The organism is Luteibacter sp. CQ10 (assembly GCF_040900725.1).
Taxonomy (GTDB): domain Bacteria; phylum Pseudomonadota; class Gammaproteobacteria; order Xanthomonadales; family Rhodanobacteraceae; genus Luteibacter.
In genome coordinates this window covers 1,831,865-1,855,194 of record NZ_JAEUYM010000001.1, presented here as the reverse complement: position 1 = coordinate 1,855,194, position 23,330 = coordinate 1,831,865, and the positions used below count along the sequence as shown (strand labels likewise).

Here is a 23,330-nt window from a genome sequence, read left to right as displayed (position 1 = left end):
ATGGCCCTGCTGGAAGTCGCCGCCAATTCGGTCGCTTCGGCGTTCGCGGCGCAGGAAGGCGGCGCGCATCGCGTCGAGCTGTGCGCGAGCCTCGACGAAGGCGGCGTCACGCCATCCCACGGCACCATTCGCCTTGCGCGCGAGGGGCTGGATATCCCGCTCTACGTGCTCATCCGGCCGAGGGCGGGCGACTTCGTTTACGAAAACGCCGAAATCGAGGCCATGCTCGACGACATCGAGCATTGCCGCCAACTGGGTTGCGCGGGCGTGGTCGTTGGTGCGCTCACCCCCGAAGGCGAAGTGGATGAAGATGCCTGCGAGCGCTTCGTGGAGGCGTCGGGCCCGATGGGTATCACGTTCCATCGTGCTTTCGACCTCGTGCCGGATCGCTCGGCGACGCTGGAGACGATCATCGACCTGGGGTTCGATCGCGTATTGAGTTCCGGTGGCATGCCCAGCGCGGTGACGGGTGCCGCATCGCTGGAGAAACTCGTCAGGCAGGCCAGGCAACGCATCGTGGTGATGCCCGGTGCGGGCATCACCCCCGACAACGTCGCCTCGCTGCGCGACGCGACCCATGCCGTCGAGTTCCATGCATCGGCCAAGCGTCGCCTGCCGTCGGCGATGCGCCGCGCGCCAGCCAACGCGCTGGGCATGGGCGACGGCGAAACGCGTACCGATCCACGGATCGTGCGTGCCTTGGTGACGGCGTTGGCCTGAAGTACTCGATCGCATCGGCGAATCAAGGCGACGACAGGGTCAGAAGTCCGGCAGGCGTGACGGCGATGATCCGCCGTCCGGCCTCGCTCGTGATCTCATGCAGTCCCGTCATCGTGCCGAATGCCGGCAACATCCCCACGCGCGCGTCGAAAACGAATGCGGGCAGGCGATGCTTGCGCCATCCGTCGCGCACCACCACGCCCGGATGCACGTGCCCGGCCAACACGTAACCGCGCTCGTCCGCCCGCGGATGATGCGACAGCACGAACGGCGGCTCCGCCAGGCGGTCAGGGCAAACGTCGAAACCGAGCCATCGCGCGTCCATGTGCCGGTCGTGATTGCCCGCGATGAGGCGCATGCGCACGCCACGATGATGCGCGCGCCATGCCCGTACGCGTTCCACCCATTCGCTGTGTCGTCCGGGCGCGCCATGGACGAGGTCGCCCAGCACGACGAGCTGCTCCGGCGCGAGCGAAGCGATCAGCGCGTCGAGCCTCGCCAGATCGTCGTCGGTATCGCCGCTGGGCACGGCGATGCCCGCGCGGCGGAACACCGCGCCCTTGCCGAAGTGCACGTCCGCGACGAACAGGATGCGCTTCGCAGGCCAGAAGATCGCCCGCTCCGCATGCAGTTCGAGGCGTTCGCCGGCCACGTCGATGCCGTGGCTCATGCCTTGGCCTCCAGCGATTCGCGCATGCGTTCCACACGCGTTTTCCAGTCGTCGGCGGCGATGCCGCCGCGAAGGCGTTCGACCCATAGCGGAAAGGCGAGCGGCGAGAGGCGGGGCGTTTCGCGCCAGAGCAGGCGGGCGCGGGCCATGCGCACGAGACAGATGCGAAGCCGGGAGTAGTCCAGCTGTTGCTCCAGCACCTCGCGCTCGGCTTGCCAGAGCAAGGGATGGGCCGGGTCATGTCGCTTCAGCACGTCGAACAACAGACCGCTGGAGGCCTGCAATTGACGCAGCGTCTTGTTGTGCGCGGGATAGCCGTTGAAGACCAGGCCGGCCACGCGTGCCACCTCGCGGAATTGCCGCCGCGCCAATTCGGTAAGGTTCACGCTGTCGCGGATGTCGTGGCGAAGGTGCCATGGGTGGAGCAGCGCGCGCAGTGCCGCTTCGTCCAGCGGTGGCATGCGTGCGGCGGTCAACGTGAACCCGTAGTCGTTCACGGCGTAGCCGTAATCGCCGGGGTGCAGGCGGGACAACCGGTAGCCGAGCAACGCGGCCATGCCCTCGTGGGCAAGCCGCCCCGCGAAGGGGTAGACGAACAGATAGTCGCCCTCCCGCGTACGCGTGCGCTCGCAAAGGTATTCGTCCAGCCCGGGCACCGCCGATTGCCCTCGCTGGATGGCCAGCAGGGGCCGCAATGCGCGCATCTCGGCTTCGGATGCGTCGGGATCGGCCAGCACCTCGCGCAGCTCGTCCGACAGTTCGCCCGACAGCGGCAGGCGCCCGCCCATCCAGCGGGGCACGCCGCCACGGCGCGTGGTGGCGGCGCGTACGTAGGCGGTCATGTCGCGCACGCGCACGAGTTCCAGGTGACGTCCGGCGAAGAGAAACCGGTCGCCCGGGCGAAGGCGTGCGACGAAGGCTTCCTCCACGCTGCCCAGCCGCGCCCCCTTCATGTAGCGGACCTGCAGCGTGCCGTCGGAGGTGATCGTGCCGATGGAGAGGCGATGCATGCGCGCGATGCGACCGCTTTCCACCGTGTACCGCCCGTTGCGCACGACGAGCTTGTGGTATTCCGGGTAACTCGCCAGCGCCGAGCCGCCGGTCTGCAGATAGGCGAGCACGGCGTCGAAACGCTCGCGCGGCAGTTGCGCGTAGGCAAGCGCGGAGGTCACCTCGTCGAAGGCCTCATCGGGATGGAAGCCGCCGCCGAGCGCCATCGTGACCAGGTGCTGGGCCAGCACGTCGAGCGAGCCGCGCGGCGGATGGCGCGGTTCGAGGTGATCGGCCGCGAGCGCGCGCCGTGCCGCGGCGACCTCGGCCAGTTCGAGCAGGTGCGTGGGTACGCAAAGGATGCGCGACAGGGCGCCCGGCCGATGGCCACTGCGGCCGGCCCGTTGCAGCAGACGGGCGATGCTCTTCGGGCTGCCGATCTGGATCACGCGTTCCACCGCCGAAAAATCGACGCCGAGGTCGAGGCTGGAGGTCGCCACCACGCAACGCAGCGTGCCCACGCGCAGGCGTTCCTCGGTATCGGCGCGAAGTTTGGGATCGATGGAGCCATGGTGCAGCGCCAGTGTGTCGGGGGCCTCGGGCCACACCGACGACAAGGCCTCGTGCCACAGTTCGGCCTGCGATCGGGTATTGGCGAAGACGAGGCTGGTGGTGGCCGACAGCACCGCGTCGAGCACGCGGGGCAGTTGCGACAATCCGAGATGGCCGGCCCACGGAAAGCGTTCGTCGCCTTCGGGCAGGGCCGTTTCCACCCGCGTCTTGCGCCGGGTTCCGCCGGCGATGAGCATGCCGTCGCCGCAGAGCGCACGCAGGGCTTCGTCGAGATTGCCCAGCGTGGCGGACAGGCCCCAGGTGCGCAGATCGGGCAACTGGCGGCGCAGGCGAGCGAGCCCCAGTTGCAGCAGCGTGCCGCGTTTGTTGCCGATCAGTTCGTGCCATTCGTCCACGACGACGCCGCGCAGGCGAGCGAAACGTTCGCGCGCGTCGGGATAGCTCAGCAGCAGCGCGAGGCTTTCCGGCGTGGTCACCAACAGCTCGCAGGCGCCGCGACGCAGGCGCGCGCGTTCCGCGCTGCCGCTGTCGCCGGTACGGCGCAGCACGCGCCAGGGCAGTTCCATCGCGTCGACGGCGGCGGTCAGGTGCTGCACCGTGTCGGTCGCTAGCGAGCGCAGCGGTGTGATCCAGAGCAGTTGAAGCCCCGTGGCCGGATGTACCAGGCCGTCGATCAACGGGCCACCGGCCGCCGCGAGCGTCTTTCCCGTGCCCGTCGGCGCGTGCAGCAGGCCGCTATGGCCGTCGCCCCAGGCCCGCCATGCCGCGCGCTGGAACGGCGCCGCGCGACGTTCCTGCGAGGCGAACCAGTCGAGCAGACGCCGCTCAGCCCGCCGCCAGGCCGCGGAGCGTGTCGAGGGTGTCGGCATCGTGGATCGCCTTGTCGGTGCGCCAGCGCAGGATGCGCGGGAAACGTACGGCTACGCCGGACTTGTGCCGGTTGGACACCTGGATCGCCTCGAAGGCGAGCTCGAACACGTGCACGGTTTCCACCGAGCGCACGGGCCCGAACCGGTCGATCGTGTGGGCGCGTATCCACCGGTCCAGGCGGCCGATTTCGGTGTCGTCCAGGCCGGAATACGCCTTGGCCACCGGCACCAGGCTGTCGCCGTCCCACACGCCGAAGGTGTAATCGGTGAACAGGCCGGACCGGCGGCCGTGGCCGGGTTGGGCATAGAGCAGTACGGCATCGAGGGTGTAGGGGTCGACTTTCCACTTCCACCAGTCGCCGCGCTTGCGTCCGACGCGGTAGGGCGACGCCAGGCGCTTGAGCATCAGGCCCTCGGTGCGCCGTTCGCGCGACTCGCCGCGCACGGTGGCGAGCGCTTCCCAGTCGTCGGCCCGCACGGCCGGGGACAACATCAACGTGGGGCCGAGGTCGTCGATCAGCGCGGCGAGGCGTTCGCGACGTTCGCCGAGCGGACGTTCGCGAAGGTCTTCCCCGTCCTGTTCCAGCAGATCGTAGGCCATGAGCCGCACGGGCGTGTCGGCCAAAAGCTTCGGGCCCGGCTTGAGCTTGCCGATGCGCTTCTGCAACGCCGCGAAGGGCAGGGGGTGGTTTTCGTCCAGTGTCCAGGCGAGCACTTCGCCGTCGAGCACGCAGCCTCGCGGCAACGCGATGGCGGCCTGTTCGATCTCGGGAAAACGGCCATCGAGCCGTTCCTCGCCACGGGACCACAGCAAGGCTTCATCGCCGCGACGCATGACCTGGGCACGGATGCCATCCCACTTCCATTCGGCGAGCCAGTCGCCGACGTCTCCCAGGACCGATGGCGACTCCTCGAGCGGCGAGGCCAGGAAGAACGGATAGGGACGATCACCCGCGTGTTCGTCCGCGCGCTCGGGCCCGGCCAATGCCGCGAAGGCCTCGGCCGTGGGGTGCCAGGTGCCGCTGAGGCGATGCGCGATGAGGTCGGTGGGCAGGTTCGCCCAGTGCGCCACCGCCTGCACGAGCAGCCGATGCGACACGCCCACGCGCAGGGCGCCGGTCAGCAATTTGTTGGCGAGAAACAGCTGGTCGCGCGGCAACGCACGCCACCATTCGCGCAACAGGTCGACGCGACCGGCGGCATCCATGCGCGACAGCGAGGGAAGGCGCGCTTCCATCCAGACGTGGAGCGGCACGTCGCCGTCGTCGGCATCGCCTTCGGGCAGCATCAACGCCACCGTTTCGGCCAGATCTCCCACCTGCTCGTAGCACTCGTCGATGAGCCATTCGGCGTAGCCGGTCTCGGCCGCGAGCGCGAGGCGAAGTTCGGTGGAGCTGGCGGTGCGCTTGAGCTTGCCGCCACCGAGCACGTAGGCCGCCCAGGCCGCGTCGGCGGCGGGGGCCTCGGCGAAATACGCAACCATCGCATCGCGTTTGGCGGTGGTGGACGTGGTCCGGTCCAGCGTTTCGAACAGGCGGGCGAAGCGGCGCATCAGTCGCCTTCCTCGCTCGTTCGCGGCTGCGGCATGGCGCCTAGCGAGCGCAAGGGCCTGGCGTCGACGCCGCGTTCGGTGAGGTAGCGGATCAGGGCCTCCCCATCGCCATGGGTTACGTACACGCGCTTGGCGCAAGATTCCTCGACGCTGCGCAAAAGGCCGGGCCAGTCGGCGTGATCGGACACGATGAAGCCGCGGTCGTAGCCGCGCCGGCGGCGTGCGCCGCGCACCTGCATCCATCCCGATGCGAACGCGGTGGAGGCCTTGGCGAAACGACGCATCCACGGCGAGCCTGCTGCCGACGGCGGCGCCATCACCAGCTCGCCGGCGAAGTCGCGACCCTTGGCCGAGTCGCTGACGGGGACCGTCGGGGAAAGCACCACGCCGGCGTCGCGATACGCCTCGACCAGACGCACCATGGCGCCGTGCAGGTGCACCACGCGATCAGGATCGCGGCGCACCAGTTCGGCGAGTACGCGCTGCGCCTTGCCCAGGGCATAGCAGAACAGCACGGCCGGCACGCCACGGGCCTTGCAGTCTTCCAGCCAGCCGAGCAGGTCATCGATGACCTGCGACATCGGCGGCCAGCGGTAGATGGGCAGGCCGAACGTGGATTCGGTGACGAACACGTCGCAGGGCACGGGCTCGAAGGGTTCGCACGTGGGATCGGGATCGCGCTTGTAATCGCCCGAGACCACGGCGACCTTGCCGCATCCTTCGATGCGCACCTGCGCCGCACCGAGCACGTGGCCCGACGGATGCAGCGAGACGATGGTGTCGCCGAGGGTGAAACGTTCACCGTAGGGATGGGCGTGAAGCGTCGCGTCGGCACCAAGCCGCTCGCGCATCAGGCCGATGCCGGCTTCGGCGACGTGGTAAAGCGCGCTTCCGGAACGGGCATGGTCACCGTGGGCGTGCGTCACCACCGCGCGCTCGACGGGGAGCATCGGATCGATGAAGAAATCACCCGCGGGGCAGTAGAGGCCCTGGGGAAGGGGGTGGAGGAGGTCGCCGTCCATGGGGGGACGGTAGGGGGCGGTGTGTCAATGGGGCGAAAAGAGCCGCATGACCCTAATCGCTTGAACCAGCCCTCGGCGCTGGGTTCCTGCGTGCGCAGGAACGACGAGCTACAAGGTTTAGGTTACCTATCGAACGACCTCACGTCGTTCCTGCGCACGCAGGAACCCAGCGCCCCGGTTCACGCTCAGGCGACGAACTGAAGCCGCGCCAGTTCCGCGTAAAGCCCACCCTCGCGCAGCAGCTCGTCATGCGTGCCCTGCGCGACGATCCTGCCGCCGTCCATCACCACGATGCGGTCCGCGCGCTGCACGGTGGCGAGGCGATGGGCGATCACCAGCGTGGTGCGTCCCTTTTCGAGTCGCTCCAGCGCCTGCTGGATCGCCGCTTCGGATTGCGCGTCGAGCGCCGAGGTGGCTTCGTCCAGCAGTAGCAGCGGCGCGTCGCGCAGGATCGCGCGCGCGATGGCGATGCGCTGTTTCTGGCCGCCGGAGAGACGCACGCCACGCTCGCCCAACGCGGCCTCGTAGCCGTCGGGCAGGGCGGAAATGAAGCCATCGGCCTCGGCCAGGCGGGCGGCTTCGCGCACCTCGGCGTCGTCAGCGTTCTCGCGGCCGAAGCGGATGTTGTCCGCCGCCGTGCCGCCGAAGATCACGGTCTCCTGCGGTACGAGCGCGATGGCACCGCGCAGGTCGGGCAGGGCAAGGGCGCGCAGGTCCACGCCGTCGAAGCGGATCGTGCCGCTGGCCGGATCGTGAAAGCGCAACAGCAGGCTGAACACGGTGCTCTTGCCCGCGCCGGACGGACCCACCAGGGCCACCGTTTCGCCGGGTGCGATGTTCAGGTCGAAGTCGGACAGCGCGAGCACGTCGGGGCGCGTGGGATACCGGAACGACACGTGGTCGAAACGCAGCGTGCCGGTGACGGGCTTCGGCAGGGGCTCGGGCGCATCCGGCGTGGCGATGGTCGCGCGTTCGGCGAACAGCTCGCCGATGCGTTCCATGGCACCCGCGGCGCGCAGCACGTCGCCCCAGACTTCGGAGAGGCCGGCCACCGAGCCGGCGGCGAAGATCGCATACAGCACGAACTGGCTGAGCACGCCGGGGGCGAGTTCGCCGGAGATCACGTCGCGCGCACCGGCCCACAGCACGAGCGTGATCGCACCGAAGATCAGCACGATGACCGCGGCGGTGAGCAGCGAGCGCATGCCGATGCGCAGGCGTGCGGTGGCGAGTGCCCGCGCGATCGCGTCGGCATAGCGACGGCTTTCGATGGGTTCGCGGCCGTAGGCCTTCACCGCCTGCGCGGCATTGAGCGTTTCGTTGGCGACGGCGGCGGCGTCGGCGATGCGGTCTTGGCTGTTGCGCGAAAGTTTCTGCACGCGGCGTCCGAACACCAGGATCGGCAGCATCACGGCGGGAATCACCAGCGCGGTGAGGCCGGCGAGGCGGGGGCTGGTCCAGGCCATCGCGCCGGCGGCGCCGATAAGCATGACGGCGCTGCGCAGCGCCACGGAGATGCCCGAGCCGACCAGGGTCTGCACCACCTCGGTATCGGTACCCAGGCGCGAGGTGAGTTCGCCCACGCGCGTGCTTTCGTAAAAGCCGACGTCCAGCCCGATCACGTGGCGGTAGAGCGTGGTACGCAGCGAGGCCAGCGAGCGCTCGCCGAGCAGGGCGATGCAGTAGTACCGGCCCGCGGTGGCGAGGGCGAGCACCACGGCCACGCCGAACAGTGCGAGGAAGGTGCCGTTGATGGTGGCGACGCTGGAGGCGAGGAAGCCGTGGTCGATGATGTGGCGCACGGCCACCGGCAGGAGCAGCGAGGAGCCGGACGACAGGCCCAGGAAGATGAGCCACCCTACGGCCAGACCCTTGTGCGGCCGGAGAAACGGCCACAGATGGCGCAGCGCGCCGATTTTGCGTGACTTCTCCCTGCGTGCCTCGGCCATGCGTTGCGTGTTCCGTTGGAAATCGTTTGTGGGATGGGGCCTGCCAGCCAGGTATTCAATCACAGATGGCCGATCGACGAGGCCTCGCACCCGGGTATCGGTGCGTCGGTCGCGCGTCGCCATGGGAAGGGATGCCTAATCCAGCCGTCGAGGCTGGATGCGCCCGCGCGTGATGTCGACGACGCGCCCCTCGATGGCCTCGATGCGATCGAGGGGCGCCGACACGACGACGTCCGCACCGTCGGCGACGAAGGTTTCCCGTTCGATCTCGCCGCCCAGCTCGCGCACGCGTGCCGACACCAGCGCCAGTTCCGCGAAGTCGCAGTGCATGCCCAGCCGCCCCATCGCGACGATGGGCGTGCGCGGCGCCAGCCGCAGGCATTCGGCGGCCGAGCCGCCGTAGGCGCGTGCGAGTCCGCCCGCGCCGAGCTTGATGCCGCCATACCAGCGCGTGACCACGACCGCCACGCGGTCGCAGCCCTGGCCGTCGATGGCCTGCAGGATGGGTCGCCCGGCCGTGCCGCCGGGCTCGCCGTCATCGTTGAAGCGGTAGGCGTCGCCGATGCGGTACGCCCAGCAGTTATGCGTCGCGGACGCGTCGCCCACCCGGGTGAACCAGGCCAGGGCTTCTTCCGGCGTGGCGACGGTCGAGGCCTGGGCGAGGAAGCGGCTCTTGCGGATGTCTTCCTCGTGCCGCCATGGCGAGGTGAGCGTGTACAGCGCGCTCACCTGAGCAGGTCGAGCAGGTCTTGCGGCAGCTCGTAGCGTGGGTGCGAGCGGCGCAGGGCTTCGGTTTCGCGCCGTGCCTCGTCGCGCCGACCCTGGTCGAGCAGGTGGCGGATGTAGGCCACGCGGTCGTCCGGCGGCAGCGATGACGGCAGGATCTTCGCGGGCGGTTTCTCGGGCACGGCCCGCTGCATCCGCAGCGCGGGAGCGAAGGACGGCACGGCATCGGCGGCCGGCGGTGCGGCGGGCGACGGAGCGGGCGCCGATTCGATGCGCTGGGGCCGAGCGGATTTCCGGGCCGCCATCGGGGGTGGGGGAGGCGCCGCTTCGTCGAGAACCGGCGACGGTGAGGACGGCGGTTCGACGCCGCGAGCGGTATCCCGGGTCACCGCGCCTTGCGCGGGCGGCGGGGGCAGCGTGCGTGCCGCGGGCGGCATCACCGGCTCGTGACCCAGATGCCAGCCCATGCCGACGGCCAGCACGAGCACGGCCGCCGAACCGATCGCGAGCGGCCAGCGCGAGCGACGACGCGGTTGCGCATGCATGGCGGCGGCACGAACGGCCGCATCGAGTTCCGGCGAGGGCTCGACGCGCGGCAGGCGTGCATACAGCGTGGCGAGTTCGCGCTCGTCGGGCAGGTCGTCGCTGGGCGGGGGCGTGTTCGGGTTCATGTCAATCGGCCATCCTGTCTCGGATCCGGGCCATGGCGTAGCGAAGCCGCGATTTCGCGGTTTCCCGGCCCACGCCGGTCACGGCGGCGATGTCCTCCACGGAGAGTTCGTTTTCCATGCGCAGCACGAAGGCCGTGCGTTGTTCGTCGGGCAGGCTCTCGATGGCGCGTTGCATGCGCCGGCGCCATTCGAAGTCGGACAACGCGTGCTCGGGCTGTTCCCGCTCGGGCGCGGCCTGCATGGCGAGCACCGCTTCGGTTTCCTCCGCATCGGCCTGCGGACGGCTGCGCCGGAAGCTGTCGATGGCGAGGTTATGCGCGATCTGCAGCAACCAGGTGGAGAACTTCGCCTCGGGCCGGTAACGCGCGCGAGCGGCGATCACGCGGCTCCAGGTTTCCTGGAACAATTCGTCCGCGAGCGCGCGGTCCTTCATCGTGCGCAGCAGGAAACGATAGAGGGCGCCCTTGTGCCGCGCGTACAGCGTGCCGAAGGCGCCGGCGTCGCCGGCGGTCCAGGCTTGCATCAGCGTTGCGTCGTCGGTGGAAGGAGCGTCCATGGTCCCGAAGGTTAAGGCATCCATGGCGAAAAGGAATCTTCGCGGGCTTCCTTCGCCGATACGATCGGCGAATCCTGCGAAGCGATGCCCAAGGTCTAGCGCCGTCCGGGTTCGGCCGTCTGCATCCCGCCGGCCATCTCCGCCAGCCTCGCCATCTGTCCGCGATACCCGCCCGGATCACTGCCGACCGCACCGCGCGCCAGCTCCGCGACCTTCCCGTAGCCGAAGCCCTCGCTGTATTTGCCGCCGCGCAGGTTGTCGGCGAAGGCGGCCACGGCCGCGGCGAAGCGCAGTCGGTCGCTGGGTGCGGCTTCGGGCGTCGCCGACAGCGGCTGTTCGATCAGCCGGCTGGCGCCCCCGTCGGGCGACTTGTAGCGCAGGCGCAGCAAGGCCAGCTCGCCGCTCTTGTCCGGGACGGCGGACGGGGAGCCGTAGCGTAGCGGATCGATGCGACCGGCCTTGGCGCCCTTGAGTGTGATCTCGTACAGCGCCGTCACGTTCGCACCGGCGCCGATCTCGCCCGCATCCACCGCGTCGTTGTTGAAATCCTCGCGGGCGAGCAGGCGTTTTTCGTAGCCGATGAGCCGGTATTCGGCGACCGTGCCGGGGTTGAACTCGACCTGGATCTTGACGTCCTTGGCGATGGTGGTGAGCGTGGCCGACATCTCGTCCACGAGCACGCGGCGCCCTTCCTCGAGGCTGTCGATGTAGTGATGGCTGCCGTTGCCGGCATCGGCGAGGGTCACGGCCATGTCGTCGTTGTAGTTGCCTTCGCCGAAGCCCAGCGTAGTCAGGGCGATGCCGCTCCTGCGCTTGTCGGCGATGCGATCCTTCAGGGCTTCCACGCCGACGGTGCCGACGTTGAAATCGCCGTCGGTGGCGAGGATCACGCGGTTGACGCCACCCTTGATGAAGCCTTTCGCGGCCTGTGCGTAGGCCAGGTCGATGCCCGCGGCACCGTTGGTCGAGCCCCCGGCGCCGAGCGCGTCGATGGCGGCGAGGATCGCCGCGTGCCGGTCGCCGGGCGTGGAATGCAGGGCCACGCAGGTCGACCCGGCATAGGTCACCAGCGATACGCGATCCTGAGCGCGCAGCTTCGGCACCACCTGTCGCAGCGAGGCCTTCAGCAGGGGCAACTTGTCGGGCTCGTTCATGGAGCCGGATACGTCGACGAGAAAGACGAGGTTCGCCGCAGGCATGTCCTTCGCGGGAAGGGTGTATCCCTGTATGCCCACGAGCAGCAGTTGGCGGTCGCGGTTCCAAGGCGACGGGGCCAATTCGGTGGTGACGCTGAAGGGACGCGAGCGATCGCTGGGCGGCGTGTAGCCGTAGTCGAAGTAGTTGATGAACTCCTCGCTGCGCACGGCGTCGGCGGGAGGCAGGCGGCCCGCCTGGAGCATGTGCCGCACGTTCGTGTATGAACCGGTATCCACGTCGAGGCCGAAGGTGGATACGGGCTCGTCCGCCGCCAGGTGCACGGGATTGGCGTCGCGGTGGCGGTAGCGGCTGGTATCCACCGGTGGCGACCCGGCGAACGGCAGCGAGGGCGGCGCCACGATGCGGGCGTCCTCCCGCATCGCGGGCGCCGCCATCTTCGCCGGTACGGGCACCGGTGCGTAGGCGAGGGTCTGCCGGCCCATCGGCAGCGGCATCGGCGTGCCCGGCAGGCAATCGGCCGATGTCTCGTCGGGCGCCGGGGAAGGCGACATCCCGGGCCTGGCGGGGGCATCGCCGGTAAAACCGCCGGCGGCGAGCACCAGTCCGGCAAGGAGCAACGGAAGGGGGGTGCGCAACGTGATCATCATGCATGGCCTCGGCGGGGGGACATGGGATGAAACGTGGCGACGGGACGAATGGGGTTAATTCCACTCCAGCGGGGAGGGATCGTCGGACTGGGCCACGCGCGGCGTACCCAGCGTGCCCACGCGGTTGTGCCCCGACCGCCGAATCCGCTGGAGCGCGCGTTCGGCGGCGTTGACCAGTTCCAGCGCGCCGCCGTGGGGCGAAGCGCGCAGTGCTGCCACGCCCACCGTGACGGTCACCACGCCGAAAGGACTCAGGGGATGCAGGATGGCCTGGGTTTCCACATGCGCGCGAAGCTCATCGGCCAGGGACACGGCCTGATGCAGCGGCGTCGCCGGCGCGATCACCGCGAATTCCTCGCCGCCGAAACGCGCGAAGAAGTCGCCGGCGCGCAGGCCGCGGGCCTGCAGCATGCCGGTGAGGGTGCGAAGGCAGTCGTCGCCGGCGACGCGGCCGTAGCGGTCGGTGTATTCGCGAAAGAAATCGACGTCGATCACCAGCAGCGCGATGGGCGCCTGTTGTGCCGGACGGCCCCATTCGCGCAGCAGGCGTTCGTCGAAGGCGCGACGGTTGGGCAGGCCGGTGAGCCGATCGACGAAGACCAGGCCTTCGGGTTCGTCGCGCAGGCGCCATTGGCGATGTTCCTCGTCGACGAGGTCCACCTGGGCGAGCGTACCGCGCAGGCCGATACCCATCACGGCGGCGATGGCCGCCGTGATGCCCAGTTCGGGATGGTCGGCCATCACCAGCAGCCCGAAGGTGAGCACGCTCATCGCGAGAAACGTGGGGCTTGCGCCCTGCACGAAACGTACGAGGTATACCGGCGGATGCCAGTGGCGGCGCGTGGGCTCCATGGCGAGTACGGCGACGAGCACGGCGAACGGCAGGTCGAGCAGGGCATCCCAGGGCGTATCGCCGAACGCCGGATGCCCCCCCAGGGCGATGTAGTGGTTGTACGTGAATCCCGCGACGGCATAGGTGACGAAGAAGCCGGTCACCGCGCGGAAGAAGCGATGGTCGTCCGGATTGTCGGTCGCCACGAAGCGCAGCAGGGCCGCCAGCGCCAGGCAGACGTTCTCCGCGTCGAGCACCCATGCGACCTGGAGCGCGCTGGCCACGTCGACCGCACCGTGCAGCGAGACGATGGAAAAGGTGTGTACGTAAAAGAGCACGCCCAGCAGCAGGGCGAGGGCCAGGTCGATGGCGAGTGCCCAGCGCTTGCGCACGGCCACCGGCGCCGACGATATCGCCACCAGCACAGGCAGCACGTAGAGCACGTAGGCGAACATGCTGTCGCCGGGCGTGGGATTGTCGTTGTCCATCACGTAGCTCTGCCGCGCCGCCAGGGCCATGGCCACCATCCACAGGGCAACGCTCGCGACGAGCAGCCACCAGCGAGGGTCGCGCGCGCCATCCTGGCGCCGCCAGGCGAGCCACGTGCTCCCGATGGCCAGGCTGCCCATGGCGAAATAGCATGCGTAGGACACCGCCATGCCGTGGCGCGCACCGACGGTCAGGAGCATGACGTGCGCGACGACGACGATGATCGCTAACAGCAACGCCTTCATGGGACGCGCAGGCGATCCGTGCCGGGGGAGGGAGCGGCCGCGAGGCGGCGACGGTCAAAGATCATGTACGCCATATTACGGCGCGCGTCCGCGAAATGAACCGGGTCGAACGTCATCCGGCAGGCCGCGCCCGCGGCGTCTTCGAGTGTCGGCATCGGACAAAACGTGGCTTATCCTGCCATTCATGCGAGCGGGTACGGGCAGCTTTGCGATGCAGGCGTCTTGGAATCCACCGGCGAGGGCCACAGGATGAAAGCTTCCGCCGCGAAGGAGATCACCATGACGTCCCGCCCCGTACGCATTCCCGGACCGGACCATCCCATCGACATCACGCCGGCCGGCGGACGTGTGATCGTCCGCGACGGCGATCGCGTGGTCGTCGACACGCGGAACGCCCTGCGCCTGAAAGAAGCCAGCTATCCGCCCGTGTTCTACGTGCCGCGCGACGATGCCGACATGGCTGCCTTGAGCAAGACGGAGCACCACACGTGGTGTCCCTATAAGGGCGAGGCCTCGTACTTCAGCCTGCCGGGCCACTCGGAACGGGCGATCAACGCGGTGTGGAGCTATGAAACCCCGCACGACGCGGTAGCCGCCATACGCGATCATCTGGCGTTCTACCCCGAGCGGGTCACGATCGAACACCTTCCGGACTGAGCCGGAAGCCAAGGGAGCAACCATGCAAGCCATTGTCGATAACGAACCGGCGGCACGCGTCGCCGCCTCCGCCGTTGGCGTGCCCTCGACGGCGGCCGGTCGCTATGCCGCCGTGCGCGGCCGCACCGAAGCCCTGGTGGCGGCCCTCGATGCGGAAGACATGGTGGTTCAGTCCATGCCGGACGCCAGTCCGGCGAAGTGGCACCTCGCGCATACCACGTGGTTTTTCGAAACCTTCCTGCTCGGACCGAACGTACCCGGCTACCAGGTGTTCGACGAGACCTTCGGTTTTCTTTTCAATTCGTATTACGAAGCGGTGGGCCCACGCCACCCCAGGCCCATGCGTGGCCTGCTCACGCGGCCTTCGGTGGCACGCGTGCTCGACTATCGCCGCTACGTCGACCGGTACATGGGCGAGTTGCTTTCCCACCGCCTGGAGGCGGACATCGAGGCCTTGCTGCATCTGGGCCTCGCCCATGAGGAACAGCATCAGGAATTGCTGGTGATGGACGTGCAGCATCTCTTCGCGCAGTCGCCGCTGAAGCCGGCGTTCGATGCGCGGTGGGCCTTGCCTTCGCCGGGCCGCGTCGCACGCTTTCATCGCATCGGAGGCGGTCCGGTGCGCATCGGTGCGCAGGACGAGCCGTTCTCGTTCGACAACGAAGGCCCTCGCCACACGGTCTGGCTGGAGCCTTTCGACATCGCCGACCGCCTGGTAACCAACGGGCAATGGCTGGCGTTCATGGCGCTGGGCGGTTATCGCCGGGCGGACCTGTGGCTGTCCGACGGTTGGGCGCAGTGTCGCGAAGAAGGCTGGGAAGCGCCCCTGTATTGGCAACACGATGGCGAGGTCTGGTCGCATATGACGCCGGCCGGCTGGCGTCCCGTGGATCCGGACGCCGCGGTCACCCATATCAGCTACTACGAAGCCGAGGCTTACGCGCGCTGGGCCGGTGCGCGTCTGCCGACCGAAGCGGAGTGGGAGCACGCGGTGCGTTCGCGCCAAGGACTGGAACAGGTGGACGACGTGGCATGGCAGTGGACCGCCAGCGCCTACACGCCCTATCCCGGGTTTCGCGCGGCGGACGACGCGGTGGGTGAGTACAACGGCAAGTTCATGAGCGGCCAGATGGTGTTGCGTGGCGGCGCGTCGGTGACGCCGCCCGGACACAGCCGTCCGTCGTACCGGAACTTCTACCGGCCGGGACAACGCTGGATGTTCTCCGGGCTGCGCCTGGCGCGCGACGTGCATCGCGAGCGCGAGGACGAGCGTGACGTGTTCCTGCGCGATACCCTGGCGGGGTTGTCCGCCTCGCCGAAGACGATGTTGCCGAAGTATTTCTACGACGGCGCGGGCTCGGCGTTGTTCGAAGCGATCTGCGACACGCCGGAGTATTACCCGACGCGCACGGAGAAGGCCTTGCTGACCGGCATCGCCGCCGATCTGGCCTCCTACATTCCCGAGGGCGCCGTACTGCTCGAACTGGGCAGTGGCGCCAGCGAGAAGACCCGCCTGCTGCTGGACGCCGCGCCCGGGATCGCCGCCTACGTGCCGGTGGACATCAGCGTGGATGCGCTGGACGGCGCCACCGAACGATTGGCGTCGGCGTATCCCGCACTCGCGGTGCATCCGGTGGTGGCCGACTTTACCCGTTCCATCGACGTGCCGCGCGCCCTGGAAGGGCACCCGGTGGTGGCCTTCTTCCCGGGGTCGACCATCGGTAACTTCGAAGCCGACGACGCGGTGGAGCTGCTGCGCGCGGTGCGCGGTCGCCTGGGCCCTGAGGCGCGCTTCATCGTCGGTGCGGATCAGGTCAAGGACGTGCCGACCCTGACCGCGGCCTACGACGACGCCGAGGGCGTCACGGCCGCCTTCAATCGCAACATGCTGGTGCGCATCAATCGCGAGCTGGGTGGCGACTTCGACGTGGGCTCCTTCGAGCATCGCGCGGTGTGGAACGCGCAGAAGGCGCGTATCGAGATGCACCTGGCGAGCCGACGAGCGCAGCGCGTGACGGTGGCGGGGCAGGCGTTCGATTTCGCCGCGGGCGAAACCATCCATACCGAGAACTCGCACAAGTTCACGCCGGCCTCGTTCGCGGCGTTGGCGAGGTCGGGTGGCTGGGAGGTGGAGCGGCAGTGGGTGTCGGACGACCCCGCGTTCGGCGTGTTCGTGCTGAAAGCGGTGTAGCGCTGGGTTCAGCGAGCGTCGTCGACCGTCATGAACCCGTCCTGGGCCACGCTCACCACCGCGCGACGATGTCCTTGCATGCGCAAGGCATCGTCCGTGGTGGCGCCGATGGCGGCGGCCGTTTCGGCCACGCCCACGGGCAGGTTGCCCCGGCGCTTCTGCTTGCCTGCGAAGCGCCGGTAGTTGTAGCCCGACCAGCTCGTGAAGACGAGCGCGCACACCAGGGCGCAGATGAACACGATGCTGATGTCGCCGCCGTCGCCGAGCCGATTCACGTGCAATTGCACCCAGGCGTTGCGCAGGCCGAAGGCCCACGCGCCAAGCGTGACCAGCGGCAGCCAGAGAAACACCCAGAACAGCCAGGCGATGACCGTGACGGTGGTGAACACGGCTTTCTGCGCCGCGGACTGGCGCTCGGGGCGCTGGATCATGATCGCTTCGGCTTTCATCGCAGTCCCCGGTCCGGGCTGACCCATACCGCACGGGTGCCCTTGCGCTTCATCAGCGCCTTGGGCATCGCGACGATCGAGGTCGCCGTGTTGAGCAGCCAGTACACCAGCGGGTACCAGATCATCCAGTAGTAGTTGCGTCCGATGCGCGTCTCGTAGCGGCGGTCCACGAGCAGGCTGATGAGGAACTGCAGCAGGCAGATCGCGCCCAGCACGACGCCGTGCCACTGCGGCAAGAGCGTATCGATGTACAGCGACGGCGGCAGCGGCACGAACAGGCCCAGCACCCACAGCGTGATGATGATCGCCATGGTGTAAGACCACACCAGGCTCGCCACGTATTCGAAGGCCACCGGCCACATGCGGCGTTGGCGCCATTTCATCAGTTTGCCGGTGTAGCGAAGAAGCACTTCGGAGCCGCCCTGCGCCCAGCGCAGGCGCTGCTTCCACAGGCCGCGCAGGGTCTCGGGCATGAGGATCCAGCACAGCGCGTTGGGTTCGTAGCGGATTTCCCAGTGGCGCATCTGCAGGCGCCAGCTCACGTCGATGTCTTCCGTGACCATGTCGGTGTTCCAGTAGCCCACGTCGTGCAAGGCGCTCTTGCGGAAACAGGCGATCACGCCCGACACGGTGAAGATGCGCCCATACACGCGTTGCGCACGCTTGATCAGGCCGATGATCGACGAGAACTCGCCCACCTGCAGCTTGCCCAACAGGGTGGATCGATTGCGGATGCGCGGGTTGCCGGTGACCGCGGCCACGCGCGGGCTTTCGAGCATGTGCGAGATGAGCCAGTGCGTGGCGTAGTCGTCGAGCAGGGCGTCTCCGTCGACGCAGACCAGGAAGTCGGCGTTGGACGCCAGCGCGGCGGCGCGCAGGCCCATCGCCTTGCCCTGGTTGCTGGACATGTGGATCACGCGCAGGCGCGGATACGTTTGCATCAACTGGTCGAGCTGCGCACCCGTGTCGTCGGTGGAACCGTCGTTGATCGCGATGATCTCGAAGTGGGGGTATTGCTGCGAGGCCAGGTGGGCGATGGTCTCGCGTACCTGCTCGCCTTCGTTGTGGCACGGCACCACCAGCGAAACCATCGGGTATTCGGCCAGTTCCGGCGGCCTTACGCGCAGGGGCTCGTCGCGCTCCCAGCGCAGGAAGTAGATCACGCCACCGCTCATCCAGATGAGCGACATGATCAGCGGATAGAAGAACGCGAATTCGAGCAGTACGTGGAGGATGCCGCCGTTCATCGCACGGGCTCCGGATAGGGATAGTCTTCGGCGGAGATGAACGGACGAATGCTCTCCAGCGCCGGTTGGTCCTTGAGGAAGTCGTCGGGGTAATAACCGATATGGCGCGCGCCCAGGGCCTGCACCGCGCGCATGCGCTCGCCCATGGCCGCGGCCGGGATCGGCGCCTTCGTGCGCCAGTCCTGCGCGGCGAATTCGAACACCGTGCGGTCGAGCGCACCGGGCGTGGCGGCCACGGCGTCGGCCAGCGTTCGGTACCAGCGCAGGGTATCCGGCTGCTTGTCGAGCTGCGGCATCGCCATGAGCGCGGTGAAGTCGTAGGCCTCGTTGAACGCGGCGAGGTTCTGCGCCGTCCAACCCTCGGCCTTGGGCGTCAGCACCGGCAGGGCGTAAAGGTTACGCACGCTACGCGCCTGGGGACGCCAGCGATGCACGCGTGTCATCAGTTCCTGGGTGAAGGCAATCAGGTCCTGCGTCCTCTGCGCCGGCGTGTCGTGGGCCCAGGGGCCGAGGTGATCCGTGTCGCGCAGGTAGGCATCGTCGGAGAACAGGATGCCCGCCGCGTCGGCATGCATGGCGAGGTCTTCGTAAACGTCGCCGATCATCTGCCGCACCTTGGGGTCGTACGGCGCCAGGCGGAAGTGGTCGCCGCCTGGCTTGGGCTCGCCCGCGAGGGAAGGGAGATCCTTGCCGTCGGGAAAGCGGAATGCCATCACGGGCATCCACGCGTAGACGCGCACGCCCGCACGGGTGCGCAACTGCCAGGACACGCGCGAGTAGAGGTCCGCGCGCATCGGCAGGTGGCGGTTGGGGAAATACACCGCGTCGGCCACGCCGTCGCCGTCCGGGTCCGCATAGGCCTGCAGCCACACCTGGCTGGGATGCATGCGCTTGATGCGGTCGAGCAGCTTGGACAGGTTGCGGTCCTGCTGGGCGGGGTCGGGGTCGTAGACGTAATCGAGGTCCACCTGCACGGCGCGCACGGGATCGACGCGCGAGAGATGGCGCATGAGCCAACCCAGGCGGTTGGCGGTGATGTTCCCGCTGACCAGCAGGCGCGGGATGGTACCGCCGCCGCCGACCTTCGGCAGGCGGTCGCCGAGGCTGAAGGAAAAGGTCATGCCTTCGCCGGCGGCGATGTTCTGCCCGACCTGGGTGTAGGCACCGTAGGGCCAGACCATGGCGCGCGGATGCACCCCGGTATGCTCGGCGATCTCGTTGGCGCTGTGCGCGAGGTCGGCGCGCACGCGTGCGGTGTACTCGGCTTCGGTTTCGTAGTGCTTCGTGGCCCCGTCGTAGTGCACGTAGGCGGCGGCCGGTTGCAGGTTGCCCTGCGGGTTGCCTTCCATGCCCTGGTGCAGCGCCCAGGAATGCGAACCGAATTCGACCAGCCCCGACTTCTGCATCTCCGCCACCTGGTCCCAGCTCAGGAAGCACGAGCGGTCGCAGTCGGAACCGTTATAGGGCATGCGCTTCCCGGCGGGCATGTCCATCCATGAACCCACCAGCGCGGCGAGGGCGGGGTAGTGGTAGGCGCGCAGCAACGGATAGACGCGCGTGTAGAAGCTCTCCAGGCCGTCGTCGAAGGTGAGCAGCACCGCATTCGGCGGCAGCGGCGCGCCGCCGTGACCGGCCTGCGCCACCTGCTCGAGGCTCACGATGTTGTAGCCGTTGCCCTTGAGCCAGTCGAAATGGGCGATGAGGTGGTCGGTGCTGGTCGCGTCCGGATCGCGGTCGGCCTGTTGGCCGACATCGTCGCGGACGTCGTGGTAGGCCAGCACGATCAGCGGCGCACGCACGGGCGCCGCGGGCTGGGCGAAAGCGGGCAGGGCGAGACCGATCAAGGCCAGCAGTGACAACAACGAGCGCATGACGGGTCAATCTCCCCAGTGCAGGGTCAGGTCGAGGACGACGCGATGTTCGCGGCGGCCATCGTAGGGTTGGTTGTGCCAGCCGATGCCCCAGCCGAGGCGGAAGCCCGGCATCGGGGCGAAGATCTGGCCGTAGCGTACGGTGGCCATCCAGTCGCTGGAAAAGCCTTGCTCGTCGTAGCGGCCGACCGCGACGTCGACGCGCTGCGTCCACGTGCGCTCGTAGAACTGGCTGAGCAGGTTTTCCAGCCGGCCGGTGAGGGCGTAGCTCTTGTCGCGTCGCGGATTGAAGTACGGACGCTCGGTCTGCGTATTCATCGAACCGCCGACTTCCACGCCACCGTCGAGGGTGAGGTAGGGCGCCGTATGCAGGCGCTGCACGATGGTGGCAAGCCAGCCCGTGCGCTCGTTGCCGTCGCTGAAATGGTCGCGGGTGAGGCCGAGTTTCGCCTCGAACAGCTCGCTGCTGCGGTAGGTGACCGCCGTGGCGAGCGTCTTGGCCGAGATGCCGTAGTACTGCGCGCGCAGCGGGGTATCGTCGCCGGCGGTGCTGAAATCGGCGTGGACCGACCAGTGGTCGCTCATCGCCCAGTTCACGCCGGCCTCGATGGCGGTCTTGCCCACGTAGCGGTCGGCGGCGGGCAGCGCCTGGACATAGGCTTCGAGTCCGCGCGCATAACCACGCAGTCCCAGGCCCACCCGGCTGCGGCGCACGCTGCCTTCGGGCAGGTCGGCCGTGGCATAGCGGGCCAGGGCCAGTACCCGCCAGTGGTCGTCGATCAACGGGCTGGCGACGGTCGCCTGGGTGTCGCCGTCGCGGTCGCCGAAGTCGGGGCTGGAGCCCTTGCCGCGCTCGGTGGTGATGTCGAACTGCCAGCCGCGCTCGCGATCCCATGAGCGCATCGAGCGGTCGACGCGTCCGTTGCGATCGGCCATCGCGTGCGCGACGGCGAGGTCGTCATCCACCTCGTCGTAGTCATGCAGCGCACGCGCCGCCTCGGAGCGTCCGACGTAGATGCCCACGTCGCGTTCGTCGAGCGTGCCGGCGATGTCGATGTCTTCCTCGGCCCGACGCGGCCACCCGCGGGCCAGTTCGGTCATGCCCAGTTCGCTGCGAAGCTGCGCATTGGACGGGGCTTCCCGGCTGAGCGGCTCGAGCCGGGCGTAGGCGGCGGCCGGCATGTCGACGTATTCGCGCAGCGTCGCGGCGGCGACGTCGGCATCGACCTTGCGCGGGTTTTCCAGCGGCAGGCGGATGCCGGGTACGCGAACCCACTTGGGTTCCTTCGCGGCGAGCTCGTCGATGGTCTTGATGGCCTTCGGAATCTGGTTGGATTCCAGGTAGGCGTACATGAGCCCGATGCGCGGCTCAGGTTCGGAAGGGTCGTAGGGGCCGGGATCCTTGGCGATGGCGTCTTCGAAAAGCGAGGCCGCCTCGGCGGGCCGGCGCTGCGCGAGCAGGGCATCGGCCATCGCGCGTTCCACGTAGGGAGGAAACGGGGCATCGGTCTTCCGGGTGGCGTCGTAACGCTTCACGGCTTCCGCCGTCTGGCCCGCCTGGTCGAGCGCCACCAGCAGGTCGAAGCGTTCGCGGCGACGAAGATCCTCCGGCAGGCCGGTGTCCTCGGCCAGCGTCCGGGCATCGGTTACCGCGCGATCGGCCTCGGCATAGGGCGTGCGCGGGTCGGCCGGCTCGCCGTCGGCCCAGCGGATTTCGTGGCCGACGTCGTCGGCATGCAGGTGGAAGCGGTCTTCCACGCTTTGCGGCGGATCGAGGCGGGCCGCCAGTTCCTTGGCGCGCGTCGTCGCGCCCAGTTCCGTCAACAAAGTGACGTTCATGGACAGGGCCTCGCGGTCGGCGGGCCAGCGGTCGAGGATCGCCTGGCACGTGGCCAGGGCATCGACGCGATGCCCCTGCGCCCGTTCGGCACGTACCTGCGCCATGAGCGCATCGCGGTCGGACGACGGCGTGGAAGCCAGGGCAACGGAGCCCTGCAAGGCCCATATCAGCGCCAGGCACAGCCTCGCCCGGGGCACGCGCGCGGCGCGCGGAGGTGTCGTGTGAATCAAATCCATCCTGCCTGTTGATCCGCGATCTGCCTTGGCGGATGTGCTTATCCGGCCAGGGAAGTTGAATGTTCCGCCGTCGTCTCCCTACTCGCCGACGGCAGCCCACCATCATAACCGCAAGAAGCATGCCGACGTTCTTATCACTTTTGGCCGATTCCCTTCCGCGAACGGTGTCGAAAGGAACGTGATGGCCATGTGCAGATAAGTCCGTGCATACTTTCGTGGATACGGCCCGCGCCTCGAGGAATCGTCATGCTCGATGTTCATCCGCCCCACCGGAAGATCGATGGCGTCAAGGAATTCCTGCTGCACATCCTCACCATCACCGTGGGCCTGTTCATCGCGTTGAGCCTGGAGGGGCTGGTCGAGTCCGTGCACCACCGGCATCTCGTGCACCAGGCCGAAGCCGCGATGCGCAGGGAGGTCGCGGACAATGCCCGTGACCTCTCGCAGATCCGGACGCAGATCGACAAAGAGCTGAAGATGCTCGACGACGACCGCGCCGTCCTGGCGAAGATCGCCAACGCGTCCGCCGAAGGCCAGCACCTGAGCTTCAACATGGAGATGGGGGCGTTGAAGGATGCGGCGTGGCGTACGGCCCAGACGTCGGGTGCCTTCACGTACATGGCCTACGAGGATGCGCAGGATTTCTCCACCGTCTACGCGATGCAGGATCAGTTCCGTGGCGCGCAGGAACAGGTGATCAAGGACGACATGGATGCGGCGGCGACCGTGGAAAGCGTTCCCGACGCGGGGCAATGGACACCGGAACGCATGGCGACGGCGATCGATCGCCTGGCGGTGGCCAAGATGCGGCTGACGTACTTGAAAATGTTGGTGGTCGCAATGGACAGGACGTATCGCGCGCTCGACAAGGAATGAACGCGTTTCGCTTCGCGATGATTGAAGCGGCTTGAATCACATTTTGCCGATTCGATATCGGCCATGCCGTAATTGCCCCATTTTCGCCGAATAAAGCGCAGCCCACGGCTAATGCGTAACGCATTCGCACGCTTCTAAATCGGTTGCCAAATTTATGCATCCGATGAATCCGACGGTCGCTTAGGCTCCACGGTAATCATTCCCTGACCCGCTTTTTAACGCTTGCCCGACGAACGACAGGGGCGGGTTCCTTGCGGCCTCGCGACGTGGGACCGCAGCGTAAACCAACGCGTG

18 protein-coding genes are annotated in these 23,330 nt (G+C 68.1%); 4 read left to right on the top strand and 14 right to left on the bottom strand.

Translation table 11 applies throughout. The features are described from left to right. Positions 1 to 720 (top strand): copper homeostasis protein CutC, encoded by a 720-nt coding sequence (locus tag JNG39_RS08190; RefSeq protein ID WP_368310658.1) that lies wholly within the window; start codon positions 1 to 3, stop codon positions 718 to 720. Positions 721 to 742: 22 nt separating this feature from the next. Here JNG39_RS08190 and pdeM read toward each other — a convergent pair whose 3' ends face one another. The 10 genes from pdeM to JNG39_RS08140 form a co-directional block, all read right to left on the bottom strand. Further along, entirely contained in the window at positions 743 to 1,390 is a 648-nt protein-coding gene (gene pdeM, locus JNG39_RS08185; RefSeq protein WP_368310657.1) for a ligase-associated DNA damage response endonuclease PdeM, read from the bottom strand. Further along, positions 1,387 to 3,822, bottom strand: a complete 2,436-nt coding sequence (locus tag JNG39_RS08180) for a ligase-associated DNA damage response DEXH box helicase (RefSeq protein ID WP_368310656.1) — start codon at positions 3,820 to 3,822, stop codon at positions 1,387 to 1,389. Before JNG39_RS08180 ends, pdeM begins: the two co-directional genes overlap by 4 nt. Further along, a complete protein-coding gene (locus JNG39_RS08175; RefSeq protein ID WP_368310655.1) occupies positions 3,779 to 5,374 on the bottom strand; it encodes an ATP-dependent DNA ligase in 1,596 nt (531 codons plus the stop codon). The genes JNG39_RS08180 and JNG39_RS08175 overlap by 44 nt, the downstream gene beginning before the upstream one ends. Next, positions 5,374 to 6,396 (bottom strand): ligase-associated DNA damage response exonuclease, encoded by a 1,023-nt coding sequence (locus tag JNG39_RS08170; protein ID WP_368310654.1) that lies wholly within the window; start codon positions 6,394 to 6,396, stop codon positions 5,374 to 5,376. Before JNG39_RS08170 ends, JNG39_RS08175 begins: the two co-directional genes overlap by 1 nt. A 185-nt stretch (positions 6,397 to 6,581) precedes the next feature. Further along, positions 6,582 to 8,345 carry an ABC transporter transmembrane domain-containing protein gene (locus JNG39_RS08165; protein ID WP_368310653.1) on the bottom strand — a complete coding sequence of 588 codons (1,764 nt, stop codon included), beginning with the start codon at positions 8,343 to 8,345 and terminating at the stop codon, positions 6,582 to 6,584. A 135-nt stretch (positions 8,346 to 8,480) separates the two neighbouring features. After that, positions 8,481 to 9,074 carry a YigZ family protein gene (locus JNG39_RS08160; protein WP_368310652.1) on the bottom strand — a complete coding sequence of 198 codons (594 nt, stop codon included), beginning with the start codon at positions 9,072 to 9,074 and terminating at the stop codon, positions 8,481 to 8,483. Continuing rightward, on the bottom strand, positions 9,071 to 9,742 hold the full coding sequence (locus JNG39_RS08155) for a hypothetical protein (RefSeq protein WP_368310651.1): 672 nt from the start codon (positions 9,740 to 9,742) through the stop codon (positions 9,071 to 9,073). The genes JNG39_RS08160 and JNG39_RS08155 overlap by 4 nt, the downstream gene beginning before the upstream one ends. 1 nt (position 9,743) lies before the next feature. Beyond that, on the bottom strand, positions 9,744 to 10,298 hold the full coding sequence (locus tag JNG39_RS08150) for an RNA polymerase sigma factor (RefSeq protein WP_368310650.1): 555 nt from the start codon (positions 10,296 to 10,298) through the stop codon (positions 9,744 to 9,746). Between the two features lie 95 nt (positions 10,299 to 10,393). Then, complete coding sequence (locus JNG39_RS08145) at positions 10,394 to 12,103, bottom strand: von Willebrand factor type A domain-containing protein (protein WP_368310649.1); 1,710 nt, start codon at positions 12,101 to 12,103, stop codon at positions 10,394 to 10,396. A 54-nt stretch (positions 12,104 to 12,157) separates the two neighbouring features. Next, on the bottom strand, positions 12,158 to 13,669 hold the full coding sequence (locus JNG39_RS08140) for a diguanylate cyclase (RefSeq protein WP_368310647.1): 1,512 nt from the start codon (positions 13,667 to 13,669) through the stop codon (positions 12,158 to 12,160). A 279-nt stretch (positions 13,670 to 13,948) separates the two neighbouring features. Here JNG39_RS08140 and JNG39_RS08135 point away from each other — a divergent pair, with 279 nt between their 5' ends. After that, positions 13,949 to 14,326 carry a DUF427 domain-containing protein gene (locus tag JNG39_RS08135; RefSeq protein WP_368310646.1) on the top strand — a complete coding sequence of 126 codons (378 nt, stop codon included), beginning with the start codon at positions 13,949 to 13,951 and terminating at the stop codon, positions 14,324 to 14,326. Between the two features lie 22 nt (positions 14,327 to 14,348). Next, positions 14,349 to 16,517, top strand: a complete 2,169-nt coding sequence (gene egtB, locus JNG39_RS08130) for an ergothioneine biosynthesis protein EgtB (RefSeq protein WP_368310645.1) — start codon at positions 14,349 to 14,351, stop codon at positions 16,515 to 16,517. Positions 16,518 to 16,525: 8 nt separating this feature from the next. Here the strand turns inward: egtB and pgaD are convergent, their stop codons facing one another. The 4 genes from pgaD to pgaA are packed head-to-tail and all read right to left on the bottom strand — an operon-like array spanning position 16,526 to position 22,160. Then, a complete protein-coding gene (gene pgaD / locus JNG39_RS08125) occupies positions 16,526 to 16,948 on the bottom strand; it encodes a poly-beta-1,6-N-acetyl-D-glucosamine biosynthesis protein PgaD (RefSeq protein WP_368310643.1) in 423 nt (140 codons plus the stop codon). A gap of 14 nt (positions 16,949 to 16,962) precedes the next feature. After that, positions 16,963 to 18,213, bottom strand: a complete 1,251-nt coding sequence (pgaC, locus tag JNG39_RS08120) for a poly-beta-1,6-N-acetyl-D-glucosamine synthase (protein WP_368310642.1) — start codon at positions 18,211 to 18,213, stop codon at positions 16,963 to 16,965. Further along, on the bottom strand, positions 18,210 to 20,084 hold the full coding sequence (pgaB, locus tag JNG39_RS08115) for a poly-beta-1,6-N-acetyl-D-glucosamine N-deacetylase PgaB (protein WP_368310641.1): 1,875 nt from the start codon (positions 20,082 to 20,084) through the stop codon (positions 18,210 to 18,212). Before pgaB ends, pgaC begins: the two co-directional genes overlap by 4 nt. Positions 20,085 to 20,090: 6 nt before the next feature. Then, positions 20,091 to 22,160 (bottom strand): poly-beta-1,6 N-acetyl-D-glucosamine export porin PgaA, encoded by a 2,070-nt coding sequence (gene pgaA / locus JNG39_RS08110; RefSeq protein WP_368310640.1) that lies wholly within the window; start codon positions 22,158 to 22,160, stop codon positions 20,091 to 20,093. 246 nt (positions 22,161 to 22,406) lie between these two features. On the opposite strand from pgaA, the gene JNG39_RS08105 reads away from it, so the two are divergent. Further along, positions 22,407 to 23,036, top strand: coding sequence for a hypothetical protein (locus JNG39_RS08105; protein ID WP_368310639.1), 630 nt, complete (start codon positions 22,407 to 22,409; stop codon positions 23,034 to 23,036). Positions 23,037 to 23,330 lie beyond the last annotated feature (294 nt).